Source organism: Nocardia sp. MDA0666 (assembly GCF_003023875.1).
Taxonomy (GTDB): Bacteria; Actinomycetota; Actinomycetes; order Mycobacteriales; family Mycobacteriaceae; genus Nocardia; species Nocardia aobensis.
On the sequence record NZ_PYHT01000008.1, the window covers coordinates 223,595 to 239,326 of the forward strand.

Genomic DNA, 15,732 nt, shown 5'->3' on the forward strand with positions numbered 1-15,732 from the left:
GTTGGTGGGCTGCTCACCGACCCGGGCGCCGTGGACGATCAGTACGTGCCGGTCGCCGCCTGCACTCGTCCGGAGTCTATGGCGCGCAACAGTTCTCGGTGGTCGGCGGCGGTTTGATCGGCGTAGGTCAGGGCGAACTGCGTCATGGCCTTCTCGAAGGCCTCTCCCCCGCCGAGGTAGTCGGCGATGGCGATGCGGTCGCCGGAACGGGCGTGCGCCCGTGCGAGGGTGTGGCCGCAGATTCCGGCGTAGTCGCGCAGGGCGGTCTTCGCCATCTGCGTGATGTCGGCGCCGCCCTTCATATCGCGCAACTGCCGGAAGTAGTAGTTGCGGTCGTTCGGGCCGGAGACCCAGCCGAGGAAGATATCGCTGGAGGTCTGCAGCAGACGCTGGCCGTGCACGACGCGGTGGCCCTGATGCTGGAAGCGGCTCGGCGCGAGATACGGTTCGAGGACCGACTTTTCGGCCTCCTTCATCTGCAGGAACAGCGGGCCGCCGGTATCACGGTCGACCGTCAGGATCACATAGCAGCGGGTGCCGACGCTGCCCACGCCGACCACCTTGTGCGCGTAGTCGACGATGCGGTAGCGATCGGCCAGCACCCGCCGCTCCTCCGGCAGCGATCGCCGGTAGGCGGTGAACACCTCTTCGACGGTCTGAGCGTCGACGTAGTCGACCGGGGTCAGCAGCGGCGGCCGATGCCGGATGCGCAGCGCTCCCTGCTCGTCGGTGTAGGTGAGTTTGCTCAGCGCGCCGAGGCTGGTGCGTTTGCGGGCCGCATCGAAGGCCCGGTCCACACCCTCGCGAAACTTGGGTCGGCTCACCATATTCGCCACCGTGTCCTCGTCGACCTGCTCGTACCAGACGTCGAGGGAGTCCATGCCGGCCAGGCGCCGCATACATTCCCGGTAGGCCCTAGCCGCGGTCCGAGCCGCGGCGGTGGCCTCCTCGTCGGTGAAGCCCTTCTCCCTGGCCGCCACGACCGCACTCGCCACCAGCCGTTTGACATCCCACTCGAAGGGGCCGGACAGGGTTTCGTCGAAATCGTTGAGATCGAACACCAGTGACCGTTCCGCTGAGGCGAAGATGCCGAAATTCGACAGGTGCGCGTCACCGCACAACTGCACGGTCAACCCGGTGTGCGGGACTGCGGCGAGGTCGGCCGCCATGATCGCGGGAGCGCCGCGCAGGAACGGGAACTGCCCTGCGGCCATTCGTGCATAGCGAATCGGGACCAGGTCGGGAAGCCGGGTCTCGGCCTGCCGTTCCAGGATGGCGATGGGATCACGATCGGGGGCGGGACGGAATTCGCCGAGCGACGAGCGGGGAACGGTGGCGCGCACCGCACGCCCCGTGGAGAGGGGTTCGCTGGGAACGGGATCGGCCACTGTTTTCGTCATGCACCAAGTTTTGCCCCGGCACACGGTTGCGGCAACCATCTGGCGAACACCGTGATCCGCTTGCCGCCGGCACGACCGTGCCGCCCTTCGCAGCGCTGGTTCTGCGAAGGGCGGCATACCGGTGTGGTTCATGCGTTGAGCGGGATCGCGATGACCACCTCCTGCTCGTTCTCCGGAAGGTAGTGCACCTGCACGATCCGTCCGACCTGCACGTTCGAGACACCGGCCGGTGGGAGGAACTTTTCCGCGTGGGTGCTGAAGGTGCTGCCGTCGGGCCGGGTGATCGCGAGCCCGAGGTCGATCTTCGCGTAGCCGTTGCGGATTTCGCCGGTCACCGACAGCGACTGCACCACCGCCTGCGCGGCCACGCCGCGGCCGGCGATGTCGATCTTGGCCCGCGTAGTGACTCCCTTGCGAATCAGCGATTCGTTCATCGCCTGCTGCGCCGACGCGCTGTCGCCGGATCGATCGACCTCCACCTTGTCGGTCCGTCCGGGTAGATAGCGCACCGGAAGTACGACGCCGGGGCGCAGCAGGGCCAGTTCGGCGAGGGGCACGATCATCTTGGCGGTCGAATCGAAGATCTCGCCGTGGGCGCCCTCGACGCTGAACTCGATGCGCAGCTGCGGCTGATCGTTGACGGTGAGCCCGGTTTCGCGAGCCGACTTGACGGTCCCGAGGCCGAGCAGGCCGTTGCGGAACTCCGCGCTGTTGCGGCCGGTGAGCGCCGACAGCACGCCCTCGCCGGTGAACGCGAAGGCCATCACCACCGTGGTGAGCGCGATGATCGGCAGTGCGAGAAAACCGTTGAGCCAGGCCACGAAACCGGGCTCCCAAGGGCCGGCCGTCCGGTAGGTGAAGCCGTGCCAGAGGTAGGCGCCGACCGCGAAGGCGGCGAAGGCGACGGCACCGGCCCGTACTGTGGTGCGCACGATGGTTCCTCCCGGCTCAGCCGTTGACGATGGTGGGGCAGGCGAAGGTGATCTCGAACTTCGCGGTGGCGGGGCCGGCCATCGGGTTCGTCATATCCGGCGCGGCGACACCCTCACCGGTGATCCTGTAGGTCTTGCCGTCCTTGGACACGGTGGCCGAGCCGCCGGGCTGGCCGTTGCCGAAGCCGACGGCATACGGCATACCGGAGGCTCCGCCCTTGCTGCCGCCGATGGCGACCGCCTGCACGGTGCCACCCTGTGCGGTGAGGGTGGCGCTGACGCTCAGCTGGCCGTAGGTGGGGTTGGCGGTATCGGTCAAGGCCAGCGCGAGGGTGCCGCCGCGCTGGGCGCAGGTGGTGTCGAAGTTCGCGCTCAGCGCCTTGCCGTCCACGAGGGCTGCCGACTTGCCGCCCGCCGGAGCCTGGGTCGCCGGTGCCGCGGTGGTCGATGCCGGGGCGGCGGTGCCGGAGTCGTCGCCGCAGGCGCCGAGGGCCAGGGTCAGGCCGGCGGCGGCGAGGGTGGCGGTGGCGATCCGGATCTGCTTGGTGCGCATGGTGTTCGTTCCTTCGTTCTCGGTGAGTCCGGCCCTGGGATCGGGCCGTTGTTCACAAGGTAGGAACGGTTCGCCGCCTACCGATCCCAGGTTTCGGGCCCGGCCGCGGGGCAGTAATCGAGCCTCTGCCCTGGTGGCGGCGGTGGGTTAATCTGACCGAATGCGACGACCGCGCGCCATGGTGCTCGACGAGGTGTGGCGCGGTATCGACGGCGTCGAGCCGCTCAGCGGCGCCCAGGGCGGGCCGCTGCGCCGCACCGTGAAACTGATCCTCGACCCGCTGGTGATCCGCCCTGTCCAGTACCCCGCCTGCGCCGGACCGATACTCACCGCGGACGGGGCCACCCTGCTCGCGGCCCGCGTCCATGCCGCCGCCGACGTCCTGCGCGCGACCGCGGCCTGGTTCACACTTCTCAAACAGGTGCGGCGGGCACTGCGCATCACCGACGGCAATCCGCAGGACCTGTATTTCCAACGCTGCTTCGAACTCGCGACCGTGTCGGGGACGCCGGATCCGGTGCGTGACAGGCCCACCGCCACAGCCACATTGCACGACATCCATCACCTGGCGGCCGGGCGGACCACGCAGGCGTTGAAGGACCATCTCACCGATCGCTCCACGACCAGCGAACTCGCGGCGCTGATCGATACCGCGTGGCTCCGGCGACCGCAATCCACGCCCGCGGTCGCCGACCACACCACCGCCCTCGCCGCACTACTCGATTCGTGCGCCACCGCCCGAGCCGATGACGCCGCCCGCGAACTGCGCACCTTGATCACGGAGCGAGCGGGCACCCATTCAGGAATTACGCTGTGGCACAGAGCTTCCGGAGACTCGGCACAGGAACTGGGCCTCACCGTGCACCGCCTGCCGGTCGCCCCCGTGCTCGGCACCGGGGCATCGACCGCGACACTGGCACTGCCGTTCGACCGCACCATCTACGAACGGGTTTTCACGGTGTTGCAGGCCTCCACCGAGCGCTCGGACCTGCCCACGATCCCGGAGCTGGTGACCGAGGAGATCGCCCGGAGTTGCGCACCGTGGGCGCTGCTCGACGAATCACTTCGGGTGACAGCGGCAGCGGGCGTGCAACTGGCACGGGGTCTCGCACCTGTCACCGGATCCGATCGGTCGCCCGCGAGCGAACCGGTAACCTCGAGCCACGGCGATTGCGTTCGTGAGATGAAAAGTCCTGCACGACATGCCAGTTCCGTTCCGCACCGCGGCACCGCCGCGCATCGGGCGATCAACGGGAGGTGGCGGCGCGAGGCCTATGTACTGCAGGCACGCCGCCTCGCAGTGCACGACACCGGGCAGTCGTCCGATCCGCTCGCTGTGATCGCGGCCGAGCTTCGCCGTCCCTGGCGTTCGTATCTGCGGCGGCTGTGGGTTCGCCTGCACGGCCGCGATGTCCGCGGCGCGTCCCTATCGCCGACCGGGCCGGAAACCACCGAGCTGTGGGATCTGCTCGACGGGGTCGCACGTTCGGTCATCCTCGATCACCGAACGCGGGTGCGGAAGGCGCTGACCGCCAATTCCTTTGCAGCCATGGCTGATTCGCTGGAATCGAGGGCCGGATGATGCCCGAAGCCGTATTCCTGCACCGCGACGACGAGGTCGTCATCGTCTCCCCCGCCGGTGCGCCCACGGTCCACGACGCGATGCCCGGACTCGACACTCTGGTTCTCGAGGTGATCGGCGGTCATCTCTCGTGGAGTTTGCTGTCCGGGCACACCGTTCCGGCGGCGGTACTGCACGATCCGGACTCCGCACAGGACTGGCTCTGGGCCGTGTACGGCGAACCGGTGGCGCTCGCCGTCGCCGACGGCCGGTCCGGCGAGCTGACCGCGACACCGGCCCGTCCCGAAATGGCCGACGCCGCATGGCAACTCGGCTATGCGCAGTGGGCTGCGCACTGGTGGCCGGCATCCACCATCGACGGCATTCCCGCCCTCGATCCCGATGTGCTCGGCCGCGACATCGCGACTCTCACCGAATCCTGCGATCTGATCGTCGACGGGTCCGACGCACAGCCGTGGCCGGTGGGTCCGCCTGCCGATGCGGTTGCCCCGCGTCGGCAGGACTATGCCTTGGCGGCCGGTCCCGCCGACGCCGGGCGCACCGGATTGGTGTTGGCCACGGGCACGTCGGCCTGGGATTGGCGCCGGTGCCCTCCGGGCGTGGTGGATGCCTCGGAGTTCGCCGTCTCGTGGCAGCTCACCAGAGAGGCCGGCAGCACCTCGGTCGAGGTGCGCGCGGCGGCGGCTCCGCACCTCGATGGCGGTCTGCCTGGGCATCTGTGGCCTCACGCTCGCGTCGTGACCGACTCCGTGCCAATGGATTTCCCGCTGCAGCTCAGCGGCGATACCTGGGTCGGCGGAGCGCTGATCGACGCCGAAAATGTCGAGCGCGTGGATATCTACGTTCCCGGGGTCGGGCCTGCCCTCGACGAGACATCCGCGTCTGCATCACCGTCGGCATCGGCATCGGAGACCATTTACGGGCCGAGGCAACGGCAGCGGATCAGGGAATTCGTGATCGACCGATTGCGGTCGGCCCAGCCGTCCATGCCGTTGCTCGAGGCCGAGCGCGCCGCCGCGGCATCGGATACGGACTTCTGATGGCCGACGGTGTTCCTCCCGGCCTCGAACTGCTCCACGAGGGCGCCGCGGCCCACGCTCGCGGCGACGTCATCGAGGCACTGCGGATATTCGAGCACGCCGCGCACAGCACCACCGGCGGCGTGCGGGTCAGCGCCTTGGTCAATGCGGCGAGTATGCGCGACGAACTCGGCGACCACGCCGGCGCGATCACCGGATTCCGCGCCGCGCTCACCGAAATACCGGACGACGCAACGGAAAAACGCGCATCCACACTCGTCAACTATTCGCAGGCGTTGCAGCACGTGGGCGATCTCGACGCCGCGCAGACGGCGCTGGAGCAGGCCCGCGATCTTCTCACCGGCCACAGCGAGTTGTCGACGTTGCGGGTCTCGTGCCTGATCTCGCTGACCGCCGTCGCGATGCATCGCAGCCAGTGGGCGCGGGCCATCGAGCTGGCCACCGAATCACTGGAGTTCACCAAGCGTTTCGCGCCGCCGTTGCGCGGCCACCCGCTCGCCAATCTCGCGGCCGCGCACTTCGAGTCGGGGCGCGCTGAACTCGGGCTCGACTTCGCCCATCAGGCCTTGACCGCATTCGAGTCCGCGGGCGACGGGAACGGCACGGCCGAAACCCAGCAGACGCTCGCGATGATGTACGCCCGGCTGGGCCGTCTCGACGATGCCGAGCCGTATCTCGTTGCCAGCCAACAGTATTTCGAACAGGCCGGTCTCGGCTACCGCGCCGGGCTGGGACTACAGCTGATGGCATATCTCGGCGAACGCCACGGCGACCTCGACCACGTCGAACAGCTGTATCGCCGCGCGCTGACATCGTTCGAGCAATCCGGTGCGGCGCTCGAATCCGCCGGAGCTCGAATTCGTTTGGCGACATTGGATTTCGCACACGGCCGGGTCGGGGACGGGCAGGCACAACTGGCGGCCGCCTACGAGATCTATGCGGTGCGCGGACTCGGTCTGCAATGCGCGCGGGTCGACTATTGGCATGCCGCGCTGTGGGAGTCGGTCATCGCCGACATGGTCACGCCGCCGCCCCCGGAGGTACTCGCCCTCGCTCGGGATCTGGCCGTCACCTCCGCTCTCGCCATCGACGCGGTGCGCTACAGCTTCGCCAACGGGACCCAGCGTGAACAGTGGAACCGTGAGATCGCCGCACCCGCCGTGCGGCTGGCGTTCCGCTTCGCCTATATGTGCGGTAACGGCGGGCTGATTGCCGATCTGATCGAGACGGTATGCGCTGGAACAGCTTTCGAGATCTGTGCGGCAACCGAAAATAGACCACCGAGGCTTCCGTTCGACCCGATACCGACGCCCGATGACGCCCTCGATGTTCCCGACGCCGGTTCCCTGCAACTCGGCTCGGCGCTGGCCCAGGTGGCCGCGGCGGCCGGACTGCCCGTCGCCCCACCGCCACGGCTGTCGGTGTCTCCGGATGGCCATATCGCCTTGGACACCTATATCACCGCCGCCGAACAACGCTTTGGCCGGACGGTCCGGGAGGATCGGGTACTGGCGATATGAGCGAGAAGACACCCGGCGCACAACCGACGGTGATCGTGCGCATGGCCGACGCGGGCGATCTGTACATGTCGTGGCGCTGGCTCGGGGATACCGCGAGTCCGGGCGTGGCTGCGCTGCCCGGCGCCGACATCGACGCCGTGGTGCGGCGGCTCGCGGCGGCGCTGCCCGATCCCTCCCACTCGCGTGGTCTCGAAAAGGCGCTCACCACAGACGCTTTCGCCGACCGCGATTCGGAATACGCACTGGCGCAGGCACTCAGCCGCGCACTTCTGCCGCAAGCCCTCGCGGTCCAGCTGCGCGACCTGCTCGTGCGCGGTGTGCGGCCGCATATCCGGTTGCAGCCGTCGCCGCGAGTCGCGCAGGTGCCGTGGGAGATCATCGCCCCCGATCCGAAACTGCGGCTGATCGATATCGCGGATCTCAGCCTGCTCGCACCGGCGAGCATCGTCCACGCTCCCGGCCGCACCGCGCGCAGCTGGGTCGTCGACCGTGAGCTGCCGGTGGTCACGGTGCTCGATCCGCGCGTGCCGGGATTCCGGGCGGATTCCGAACTCGGCTCGGTGCTCGGACGGATGAGCTCCAGCTCGCCGCTCACGCAGAGGGTGTCCGAATACGTTGCGCGACAGCGTCTTCGGCCGCATATCGATGACCCCCTGCACGCCTTCCGGCGCACCGACCTCGACCGGTCCCGCCTGAGCGCCCTCCTGCGGGAGGGGGCCGCCCGGCTGGTCTACGTCGGCCACGTCACCGCCGAACGCCCGGAATCCGGTCTGAGCGAGAACGCCGAACTCCACCTCGCCTGCACCGCCGACACCACCGGTTTCGCCCGGCCGCAGCGCACGCATCGCCCGCTGTCGGCCAAGGATCTGCTGCTGGGCAACCATACGCTGGATCCCGAACCCGTTGCCGGACCGCAGCTCTGGCCGATTCCGAGCCGGGTCGCGCTCATCGCCTGCGAAAGCGGCGGCGATCTGCGCTTCACCGAGGCGCTCGGCTTGGTGGCCGCGATGATCCACGGCGGTGCCGAACTCGTCACCGCCACCCGTTGGCCACTACCCACCGATCTGGCATTCCAGCGATTCGCCGGCGCCACCGACGCGGCGCCGCTGCAAGAGGTAATCTGCGCGGTCGACGAGGCGCACGAACAAATGGAACCCATTGCCGCCCTCTCGAATTGGCAGCGTGAGCGGCTGGCCGCTTGGCGTGAGAGGGGCGCAGTGGAGGATTCACCGCTACTGTGGGCGGCCTTCGCAACCGTCGACGCCGGATGAAGCGCTCTGAGCACTGAGCAGGCTTGAACCGCGCGGCCGACTGCACCATGGACGGTCCCATGGCATGTGAGCGGCACCGTCGAAAACCCACCGGTGTTCTGGGGCAGCATTGGCCGCCGTCAACGCCAGGAACGCGGGCTGGGCAGACACGACGACCGCCCCCGCCGGACGCTACCGACACAGCGCCGCCGCAGGATGCCATCTGCGCGGTCGACGAGACGCAAGGGGAGGTGGAACCTATTGCCGCCCTGGCGAATTGCAGGAAGCACGACGCACCGCCCGGGCTGTGGCCGGCATCGTCGAGGACTGGCCGTCGCGGTGGGCGGCAGTCGCCACAGTCGCCGGGATTGAGCGCTGCGAGACAGAGCGAGTGCCGGGCACTCACGCGCGCACCGCCGGTCTCCAGGCAGGGTGAACTGGCGCCGCACCGAAACGATCTTCGTCGTGGGCGGCGCTCGATGGGGCAGACGGGTCGGCTGACCGAACGCCCAGCGCAGACACGCAACGACCCGCCGGACAAGATTGCCCGGCGGGTCGTTCTACGGTGTGAAACCTTACGCGGTTTCGGTGATCGGCCGGTCGACCCAGCTCATCAGGTCGCGCAGCTTCTTGCCGGTGACCTCGATCGGGTGCTCGGCGTTCTGCTTGCGCAGGCTCTCGAGCTCCTTGTTGCCGCCCTCGACGTTGGCGACCAGGCGCTTGACGAAGGTGCCGTCCTGGATGTCCTTCAGGATCGCCTTCATGCGCTCCTTGGTGTCGGCGTCGATGACCCGCGGGCCCGACAGGTAGCCACCGAACTCGGCGGTGTCGGAGACCGAGTAGTTCATCCGCGCGATGCCGCCCTCGTACATCAGGTCGACGATCAGCTTCAGCTCGTGCAGCACCTCGAAGTAGGCCATCTCCGGCGCGTAGCCGGCCTCGACCATGACCTCGAAACCGGTCTTGACCAGCTCTTCGGTACCACCGCAGAGGACGGCCTGCTCACCGAACAGGTCGGTCTCGGTCTCTTCCTTGAAGGTGGTCTTGATGACGCCGGCGCGGGTGCCGCCGATGCCCTTGGCGTAGGACAGCGCCAGGGCCTGGCCCTCACCCTTCGGGTCCTGGTCGATGGCGATCAGGGCCGGGACGCCCTTGCCGTCGACGAACTGGCGGCGCACCAGGTGGCCGGGGCCCTTGGGGGCGACCATGCCGATGGTGACGTTGGCCGGAGCCTTGATCAGGCCGAAGTGGATGTTCAGGCCGTGGCCGAAGAACAGGGCGTCGCCGTCCTTCAGGTTCGGCTCGATGTCCTCGGTGAAGATCTTGGCCTGCGCGGTGTCGGGGGCGAGCAGCATGATGACGTCCGCCCACTCCGAGACCTCGGCGGGAGTGCCGACGGTCAGGCCGGCCTCTTCGGCCTTGGCCCGCGACTTGGAGCCTTCCTTGAGGCCGATGCGCACCTCGACGCCGGAGTCACGCAGGCTCAGCGAGTGTGCGTGGCCCTGGGAGCCGTAGCCGATCACGGCGACCTTGCGGCCCTGGATGATCGACAGATCGGCGTCGTCGTCGTAGAACATCTCGACTGCCACTGTGGTTGTGTCCCTTCGTTGATTCTTCTGAATAAGTGTTAGCGGGTCGCGGTGATGGACTTCGGCCCGCGACCGACGGCCACCACGCCGGACTGCACGATCTCACGGATGCCGTACGGTTCCAGCATCCGCAGCAGCGCCTCGAGCTTGGACCGGGTGCCGGTCGCCTCGATGGTCAGCGCGTCGGGCGACACGTCGATGACCTTAGCCCGGAACAGGTTGGCCGATTCGATCACCTGGGTGCGCACACTGGCATCGGCACGCACCTTCACCAGGATCAGTTCGCGGGCCACCGAGGCGTCGGCGTCCTGTTCCACGATCTTGATGACGTTCACCAGTTTGTTGAGCTGCTTGGTCACCTGCTCCAGCGGCAGATCCTCCACGGTGACCACGATGGTCATCCGCGAGATCTCCGGAACTTCGGTGCCACCCACGGCCAGGGATTCGATATTGAATCCACGCCGGGAGAACAGGCTCGCCACCCGCGCCAGCACGCCGGGTTTGTCCTCCACCAGCACGCTGAGGGTATGGGTCGTGCTCACAGGTTGGTCTCCTTCTGCGAGGCCCGTTCGTGCGCCGACAGGGTCGCCTTGTCGTGGGACATGGCCTCATGGATGACGGCGGGCTCGGAGGCCTGCTCGTCCTCGTCGAACAGGGGGCGGATGCCGCGGGCGGCCATGATCTCGTCGTTGGAGGTGCCGGCTGCGACCATCGGCCACACCTGCGCGTCCTTACCGACGATGAAGTCGATCACCACGGGACGGTCGTTGATCGACTGTGCCTCGCGGATGGCGGCCTCGACGTCCTCTTCCTTCTCCACCCGGATGCCGTGGCAGCCCAGCGCTTCGGCGAGCTTCACGAAATCGGGGATGCGCAGGGTGTGGGTGCCCAGGTCGGTGTTGGAATAGCGCTTCTCGTAGAACAGGGTCTGCCACTGCCGGACCATGCCCAGGTTGCCGTTGTTGATCAGCGCGACCTTGATCGGCACGCCTTCGACGGCACAGGTGGCCAGCTCCTGGTTGGTCATCTGGAAGCAGCCGTCACCGTCGACCGCCCACACCTCTTTGTCCGGAGCGCCCATCTTGGCGCCCATCGCCGCGGGCACGGCGTAGCCCATGGTGCCCAGACCACCGGAGTTGAGCCAGGTGCGCGGCTTCTCGTACTTGACGAACTGCGCGGCCCACATCTGGTGCTGACCGACACCGGCGACATAGATCGCCTCCGGTCCGGCGAGACGGCCCAGGGTCTCGATGACGTACTCCGGCGACAGCGAGCCGTCGGAGGTGGGGCCGTAGCCGAGCGGGTACTGCTTGCGCACACCGTCGAGGTAGGTCCACCAGGACGCCAGATCCAGCAGCGGAGCCTCGGCGTTGGTGAAGGCCGGATCGGACTTGAGGGTCTCGATCAGTTCGGTGATGACCTCACGGCAGTCACCCACGATCGGCACATCGGCGTGGCGGTTCTTACCGATCTCGGCGGGGTCGATATCGGCGTGGATCACCTTCGCGTGCGGGGCGAAGGAATCCAGCTGACCGGTGACGCGGTCGTCGAAGCGGGCGCCCAGCGTGATCAGCAGGTCCGACTTCTGCAGGGCCGCAACGGCTCCCACGGTGCCGTGCATACCGGGCATACCCATGTTGAGGGTGTGGCTGTCGGGGAACGCACCGCGCGCCATCAGGGTGGTGACCACCGGGATGCCGGTCAGCTCGGCCAGTTCCAGCAGCTCCGGCGAGGCGTCGGCCTTGATCACGCCGCCGCCGACGTAGAGCACGGGCGCCTTGGCCTCGGCGATCATCCGCGCGGCTTCACGCACCTGCTTGCCGTGCGGCTTGGTCACCGGGCGGTAGCCGGGCAGCCGCATCTCCGGCGGCCAGCTGAAGGTGGTCTGCGCCTGCAGCACATCCTTCGGGATGTCGACCAGCACCGCGCCCGGACGGCCGGACGACGCCAGGTGGAAGGCCTCGGCGATGATGCGCGGGATGTCGATGGCGTCGTTGACCAGGAAGTTGTGCTTGGTGCACGCCATGGTGATGCCGGAGATGTCGGCTTCCTGGAAGGCGTCGGTACCGATCAGGCCGCGGCCGACCTGTCCGGTGATCGCCACCAGCGGCACCGAGTCCATCTGCGCGTCCGCGATCGGGGTCACCAGGTTGGTCGCGCCCGGACCGGATGTGGCCATACACACACCGACCTTGCCGGTGGCCTGGGCGTAACCGGTCGCCGCATGTCCGGCGCCCTGCTCGTGGCGGACCAGCACGTGGCGCACGCGCGTGGAGTCGAAGAGCGGGTCGTAGACGGGGAGAATCGCACCACCCGGAATGCCGAATACCGTGTCGACGCCGAGCTCCTCGAGGGAGCGGACGACGGACTGGGCGCCGGTCACCTTCTCGGGCGGGACCTGGCGGCGGTTTCCGGTCGCGGCGGCAGCCGCGGGGGTCGGCTGGGAAGCCGAAGGCGCTGGCCTGCGGGCCGAGGGCCCGGGCCGTGCAGTTGGTGCGCTCACCGTCTTTTTCCTTACTGCTTGTCGTTCACCGCTTCACTGTCACGCGGCGCCTGCGCGGCGCTCGAGCGAACATCGAAGCCGTGAACACAACTTGTCCGAACACAAAAAAGCCCCCGTCAGCCGATGGCTGAGCGAGGGTGGCGCGTCGCAGTTGCGAGCTGACGTAGTCGACCTCGAGTCGTCAGGCTCAGCGCTGGACGCGCCGGCCGATTACGAGAAGCTCGTTTCGATTCACGCGCTCGACGGTATGCGCGCGAGAGTCGATGAGTCAAATTACTTGACGTGCGGTGTCTCATTATGTGAGACGGGGCGGTTCGAGTGTCGCTTCACCATGATGCGAGGATGGGGGTGTGTCATCGCCGCAGCAGTCCGTGCCACCAGCTCAATCGTCCCACACCGCCGAGGGCGGATCCGATACGGGGCGTGTGATCCGTATTCCCCGGCTGGCGCATCTCGGGGTGTTCATCCTGCTGTTCTGCGCGGCGTTCCCGTTCTTCGGCTGGCCGGCGGTGCTGTGGATCCTGTTCCTCATTCCGATCGCGGCCGCATGGTGGGTCGAACGCTCCCGCACCACGGTGTCGGGCGGCGGGCTCGATCTGCGGACGATTTTCGGTTCCCGGCACGTCGACTGGTCGCAGATTCAGGGGCTGCGGATCCCCAAGCGCGGCTGGGTGCGCGCGCATCTGAGCGACGACTCCGAGGTGGCCCTGCCGGCGGTGAGCTACGACCGGTTGAAGGATCTGGTCGCGGCCTCGGACGGGCGGATTCCGGATCCGTTCGCGCGGCCGGAGAAGAGCGCGGCGAGCGCGGAGGAGAAGGGCGGCCAGGACGAGGGCGCCGACGAGACCCCGGAATCCGGTGCAGCGGACAACTCGTCGACCGACGCGGCCGACAAGCCGGACACATCCACCGACGACTGAGCGGGCTTCTCCTTCAACTCCGCCGCTTCGGCAGGTTGTTGCGGCCCGGCCGACGGCGATCGAGTGGGATGTTTCACACTCTCGCGCCAACCCCGAACGCCGGGAACAAATTCGCGCTTTCGCGGCGCTGCCCTGAGGACGTCCCCACTCGGGGCGCAGTCGCCGCGATCATCGCGTCGCGGTGCGGGTCCGTGGTCGCGACCCCACCCGGTGACGGCCGCTCGGACCGGCTCGACGTGCGTCGTGCTGCCGCGCCACCCCGCGGCCGCACGACCACCCGCCTCCGGTGAGCACGCTCCGGTGGCGGGAGTAACGTTGAAGCGCCGAACAGACACTCTGCTCTTGCGAACAGACACCTCTGCCGACGACACCACTCGCCGAAGAGACGCTCCGCACGGTGGCCGACCAGCCCTCGGCCCCGGCCCCGGCGACCCACCGGACGATGAGCACCGACGAGCAGAGCCCTGCCCGAGTAGAGCCGCTCCGGCCACCGCGCCGACCACCGAGGACCGAATTCATGCCACCGCTTCGCTCACGCACCACCACCGCCGGACGCAATGCCGCAGGCGCACGCGCACTCTGGCGGGCCACCGGCCTGACCGACTCCGATTTCGGTAAGCCGATCGTCGCGATCGCGAACTCCTACACCCAATTCGTGCCCGGCCACGTGCATCTCAAGGATGTCGGCGAGATCGTCGCCGAGGCGGTGCGCGCCGCCGGCGGTGTGCCGCGCGAATTCCACACCATCGCCGTCGACGACGGTATCGCGATGGGTCATGGCGGCATGCTCTACTCACTGCCCAGCCGCGAAATCATCGCGGACTCGGTCGAATACATGGTCAACGCGCACACCGCCGACGCGCTGGTGTGTATCTCCAACTGCGACAAGATCACTCCCGGCATGCTCAACGCCGCCATGCGGCTGAACATCCCGACGGTGTTCGTCTCCGGCGGTCCGATGGAGGCCGGTAAGGCCGTGGTCGTCGGCGGTGTGGCCCAGGCGCCCACCGATCTGATCACCGCGATCGCCGCCAGCGCCTCCACCGAGGTCAGCGACGAGGGCCTCAGCGAAGTCGAGCGCAGCGCCTGCCCGACCTGCGGTTCCTGTTCCGGCATGTTCACCGCGAACTCGATGAACTGCCTCACCGAGGCACTGGGCCTGGCACTGCCCGGCAACGGCTCCACCCTCGCCACCCACGCGGCGCGGCGGGCCCTGTTCGAGCGGGCCGGCAGCACCGTCGTCGACATCGCCAACCGCTGGTACCGCGACGACGACGATTCCGTCCTGCCGCGAAACGTCGCCAACGCCAAGGCCTTCCGCAACGCGATGGCCCTCGACGTCGCGATGGGCGGTTCCACCAACACGGTGCTGCACACCCTGGCCGCCGCGCAGGAAGGCGAGATCGATTTCGACCTCGCCACCATCGACGAGATCTCGCGCCGGGTGCCCTGCCTGTCGAAGGTCTCCCCCAACTCCGACTACCACATGGAAGATGTGCACCGCGCCGGTGGCATCCCCGCCATCCTGGGCGAACTGCGCCGCGGCGGACTGCTGGAAACCGATGTGACCACCGTCCACACCGCCTCCTTCGACGAGTGGCTCGACACCTGGGACATCCGCTCCGGCAAGGCCTCCGACGAAGCGATCGAACTGTTCCACGCCGCGCCCGGCGGCGTGCGGACCACCGTGCCGTTCTCCACCGAGAACCGCTGGTCCTCGCTCGACACCGATGCCGAGGGCGGGTGCATCCGCGATATCGCGCATGCCTACACCGTCGAAGGCGGGCTGTGCGTGCTGCGGGGCAATATCGCCCTCGACGGCGCCATCCTGAAAACCGCCGGTATCGACGAGGATCTGTTCACCTTCGAAGGACCGGCCGTGGTGCTGGAATCCCAGGAGGACGCGGTCTCGGCGATCCTCGGCAAGAAGATCACTCCCGGCGACGTCGTCGTGATCCGATACGAAGGCCCCGCCGGCGGGCCGGGTATGCAGGAGATGCTGCACCCCACCTCGTTCCTCAAGGGCCTCGGCCTGGGCAAGGTGTGCGCGCTGATCACCGACGGCCGCTTCTCCGGCGGCACCTCCGGCCTGTCCATCGGCCACATCTCCCCCGAGGCGGCCAGCGGCGGCGCCATCGGCCTGATCGAGAACGGCGACCGCATCCGCATCGACGTGCACACCCGTGCGCTGGAGCTGCTGGTCGACGACGAGGTGCTCGCCGAGCGCCGCGCCAAGATGGAGGCGCGAGAGCGGCCGTGGCAGCCGGTCCAGCGTGATCGGCCGATCACCACCGCGCTGCGGGCCTATGCGGCGCTGGCGACCTCCGCCGACAAGGGCGCCGTCCGCCGCGTGCCGTGAGCGGTGCCGCCTCCCCGAGTTTCCGCGTGCCGTTGGGTGCGGGGAGGGTGGGTATCGGTGGCTGAGCGGGGAGATCGTGGTCCG

Annotated in this window: 12 protein-coding genes; 6 read left to right on the forward strand and 6 right to left on the reverse strand. The window is 68.2% G+C overall.

Annotation, left to right across the window (positions count from 1 at the left end; translation table 11 throughout):
- Positions 1 to 38: 38 nt before the first annotated feature.
- From C8258_RS14735 to C8258_RS14745, 3 genes are all read right to left on the reverse strand, one after another.
- Positions 39 to 1,400, reverse strand: a complete 1,362-nt coding sequence (locus C8258_RS14735) for a DUF2252 domain-containing protein (RefSeq protein ID WP_106955643.1) — start codon at positions 1,398 to 1,400, stop codon at positions 39 to 41.
- A gap of 128 nt (positions 1,401 to 1,528) precedes the next feature.
- Complete coding sequence (locus tag C8258_RS14740; protein WP_106955644.1) at positions 1,529 to 2,332, reverse strand: hypothetical protein; 804 nt, start codon at positions 2,330 to 2,332, stop codon at positions 1,529 to 1,531.
- A gap of 16 nt (positions 2,333 to 2,348) precedes the next feature.
- The gene (locus C8258_RS14745) at positions 2,349 to 2,885 is read right to left on the reverse strand and encodes a lipoprotein LpqH (protein WP_106955645.1); all 537 of its coding nucleotides are present in this window, start codon (positions 2,883 to 2,885) and stop codon (positions 2,349 to 2,351) included.
- A gap of 178 nt (positions 2,886 to 3,063) precedes the next feature.
- Here C8258_RS14745 and C8258_RS14750 point away from each other — a divergent pair, with 178 nt between their 5' ends.
- The 4 genes from C8258_RS14750 to C8258_RS14765 are packed head-to-tail and all read left to right on the forward strand — an operon-like array spanning position 3,064 to position 8,298.
- The gene (locus C8258_RS14750; protein WP_106955646.1) at positions 3,064 to 4,467 is read left to right on the forward strand and encodes a hypothetical protein; all 1,404 of its coding nucleotides are present in this window, start codon (positions 3,064 to 3,066) and stop codon (positions 4,465 to 4,467) included.
- A complete protein-coding gene (locus C8258_RS14755; RefSeq protein ID WP_106955647.1) occupies positions 4,464 to 5,507 on the forward strand; it encodes a hypothetical protein in 1,044 nt (347 codons plus the stop codon). Before C8258_RS14750 ends, C8258_RS14755 begins: the two co-directional genes overlap by 4 nt.
- Positions 5,507 to 7,027, forward strand: coding sequence for a tetratricopeptide repeat protein (locus tag C8258_RS14760; protein ID WP_106955648.1), 1,521 nt, complete (start codon positions 5,507 to 5,509; stop codon positions 7,025 to 7,027). Before C8258_RS14755 ends, C8258_RS14760 begins: the two co-directional genes overlap by 1 nt.
- Positions 7,024 to 8,298, forward strand: coding sequence for a CHAT domain-containing protein (locus C8258_RS14765; RefSeq protein WP_106955649.1), 1,275 nt, complete (start codon positions 7,024 to 7,026; stop codon positions 8,296 to 8,298). The genes C8258_RS14760 and C8258_RS14765 overlap by 4 nt, the downstream gene beginning before the upstream one ends.
- A 554-nt stretch (positions 8,299 to 8,852) precedes the next feature.
- Here the strand turns inward: C8258_RS14765 and ilvC are convergent.
- The 3 genes from ilvC to C8258_RS14780 are packed head-to-tail and all read right to left on the reverse strand — an operon-like array spanning position 8,853 to position 12,369.
- On the reverse strand, positions 8,853 to 9,854 hold the full coding sequence (gene ilvC / locus C8258_RS14770; RefSeq protein ID WP_174372318.1) for a ketol-acid reductoisomerase: 1,002 nt from the start codon (positions 9,852 to 9,854) through the stop codon (positions 8,853 to 8,855).
- Between the two features lie 50 nt (positions 9,855 to 9,904).
- Positions 9,905 to 10,408 carry an acetolactate synthase small subunit gene (gene ilvN / locus C8258_RS14775; RefSeq protein ID WP_036503889.1) on the reverse strand — a complete coding sequence of 168 codons (504 nt, stop codon included), beginning with the start codon at positions 10,406 to 10,408 and terminating at the stop codon, positions 9,905 to 9,907.
- Positions 10,405 to 12,369, reverse strand: coding sequence for an acetolactate synthase large subunit (locus tag C8258_RS14780; RefSeq protein WP_036503890.1), 1,965 nt, complete (start codon positions 12,367 to 12,369; stop codon positions 10,405 to 10,407). Before C8258_RS14780 ends, ilvN begins: the two co-directional genes overlap by 4 nt.
- Before the next feature lie 350 nt (positions 12,370 to 12,719).
- Between C8258_RS14780 and C8258_RS14785 the strand changes: the two genes are divergently transcribed.
- Positions 12,720 to 13,289, forward strand: a complete 570-nt coding sequence (locus tag C8258_RS14785; protein WP_233225090.1) for a PH domain-containing protein — start codon at positions 12,720 to 12,722, stop codon at positions 13,287 to 13,289.
- Positions 13,290 to 13,806: 517 nt separating this feature from the next.
- Positions 13,807 to 15,648 carry a dihydroxy-acid dehydratase gene (gene ilvD / locus C8258_RS14790; RefSeq protein WP_106955651.1) on the forward strand — a complete coding sequence of 614 codons (1,842 nt, stop codon included), beginning with the start codon at positions 13,807 to 13,809 and terminating at the stop codon, positions 15,646 to 15,648.
- The last annotated feature ends 84 nt before the right edge of the window (positions 15,649 to 15,732 follow it).

Excerpts from the sequence above, each read along its gene's own strand:
- C8258_RS14735 (WP_106955643.1), bottom strand. The coding sequence starts at position 1,400 with ATGACGAAAACAGTGGCCGATCCCGTTCCCAGCGAACCCCTCTCCACG.
- C8258_RS14745 (WP_106955645.1), bottom strand. The coding sequence starts at position 2,885 with ATGCGCACCAAGCAGATCCGGATCGCCACCGCCACCCTCGCCGCCGCC.
- C8258_RS14750 (WP_106955646.1), top strand. The coding sequence starts at position 3,064 with ATGGTGCTCGACGAGGTGTGGCGCGGTATCGACGGCGTCGAGCCGCTC.
- C8258_RS14755 (WP_106955647.1), top strand. The coding sequence starts at position 4,464 with ATGATGCCCGAAGCCGTATTCCTGCACCGCGACGACGAGGTCGTCATC.
- C8258_RS14760 (WP_106955648.1), top strand. The coding sequence starts at position 5,507 with ATGGCCGACGGTGTTCCTCCCGGCCTCGAACTGCTCCACGAGGGCGCC.
- C8258_RS14765 (WP_106955649.1), top strand. The coding sequence starts at position 7,024 with ATGAGCGAGAAGACACCCGGCGCACAACCGACGGTGATCGTGCGCATG.
- ilvC (WP_174372318.1), bottom strand. The coding sequence starts at position 9,854 with ATGTTCTACGACGACGACGCCGATCTGTCGATCATCCAGGGCCGCAAG.
- ilvD (WP_106955651.1), top strand. The coding sequence starts at position 13,807 with ATGCCACCGCTTCGCTCACGCACCACCACCGCCGGACGCAATGCCGCA.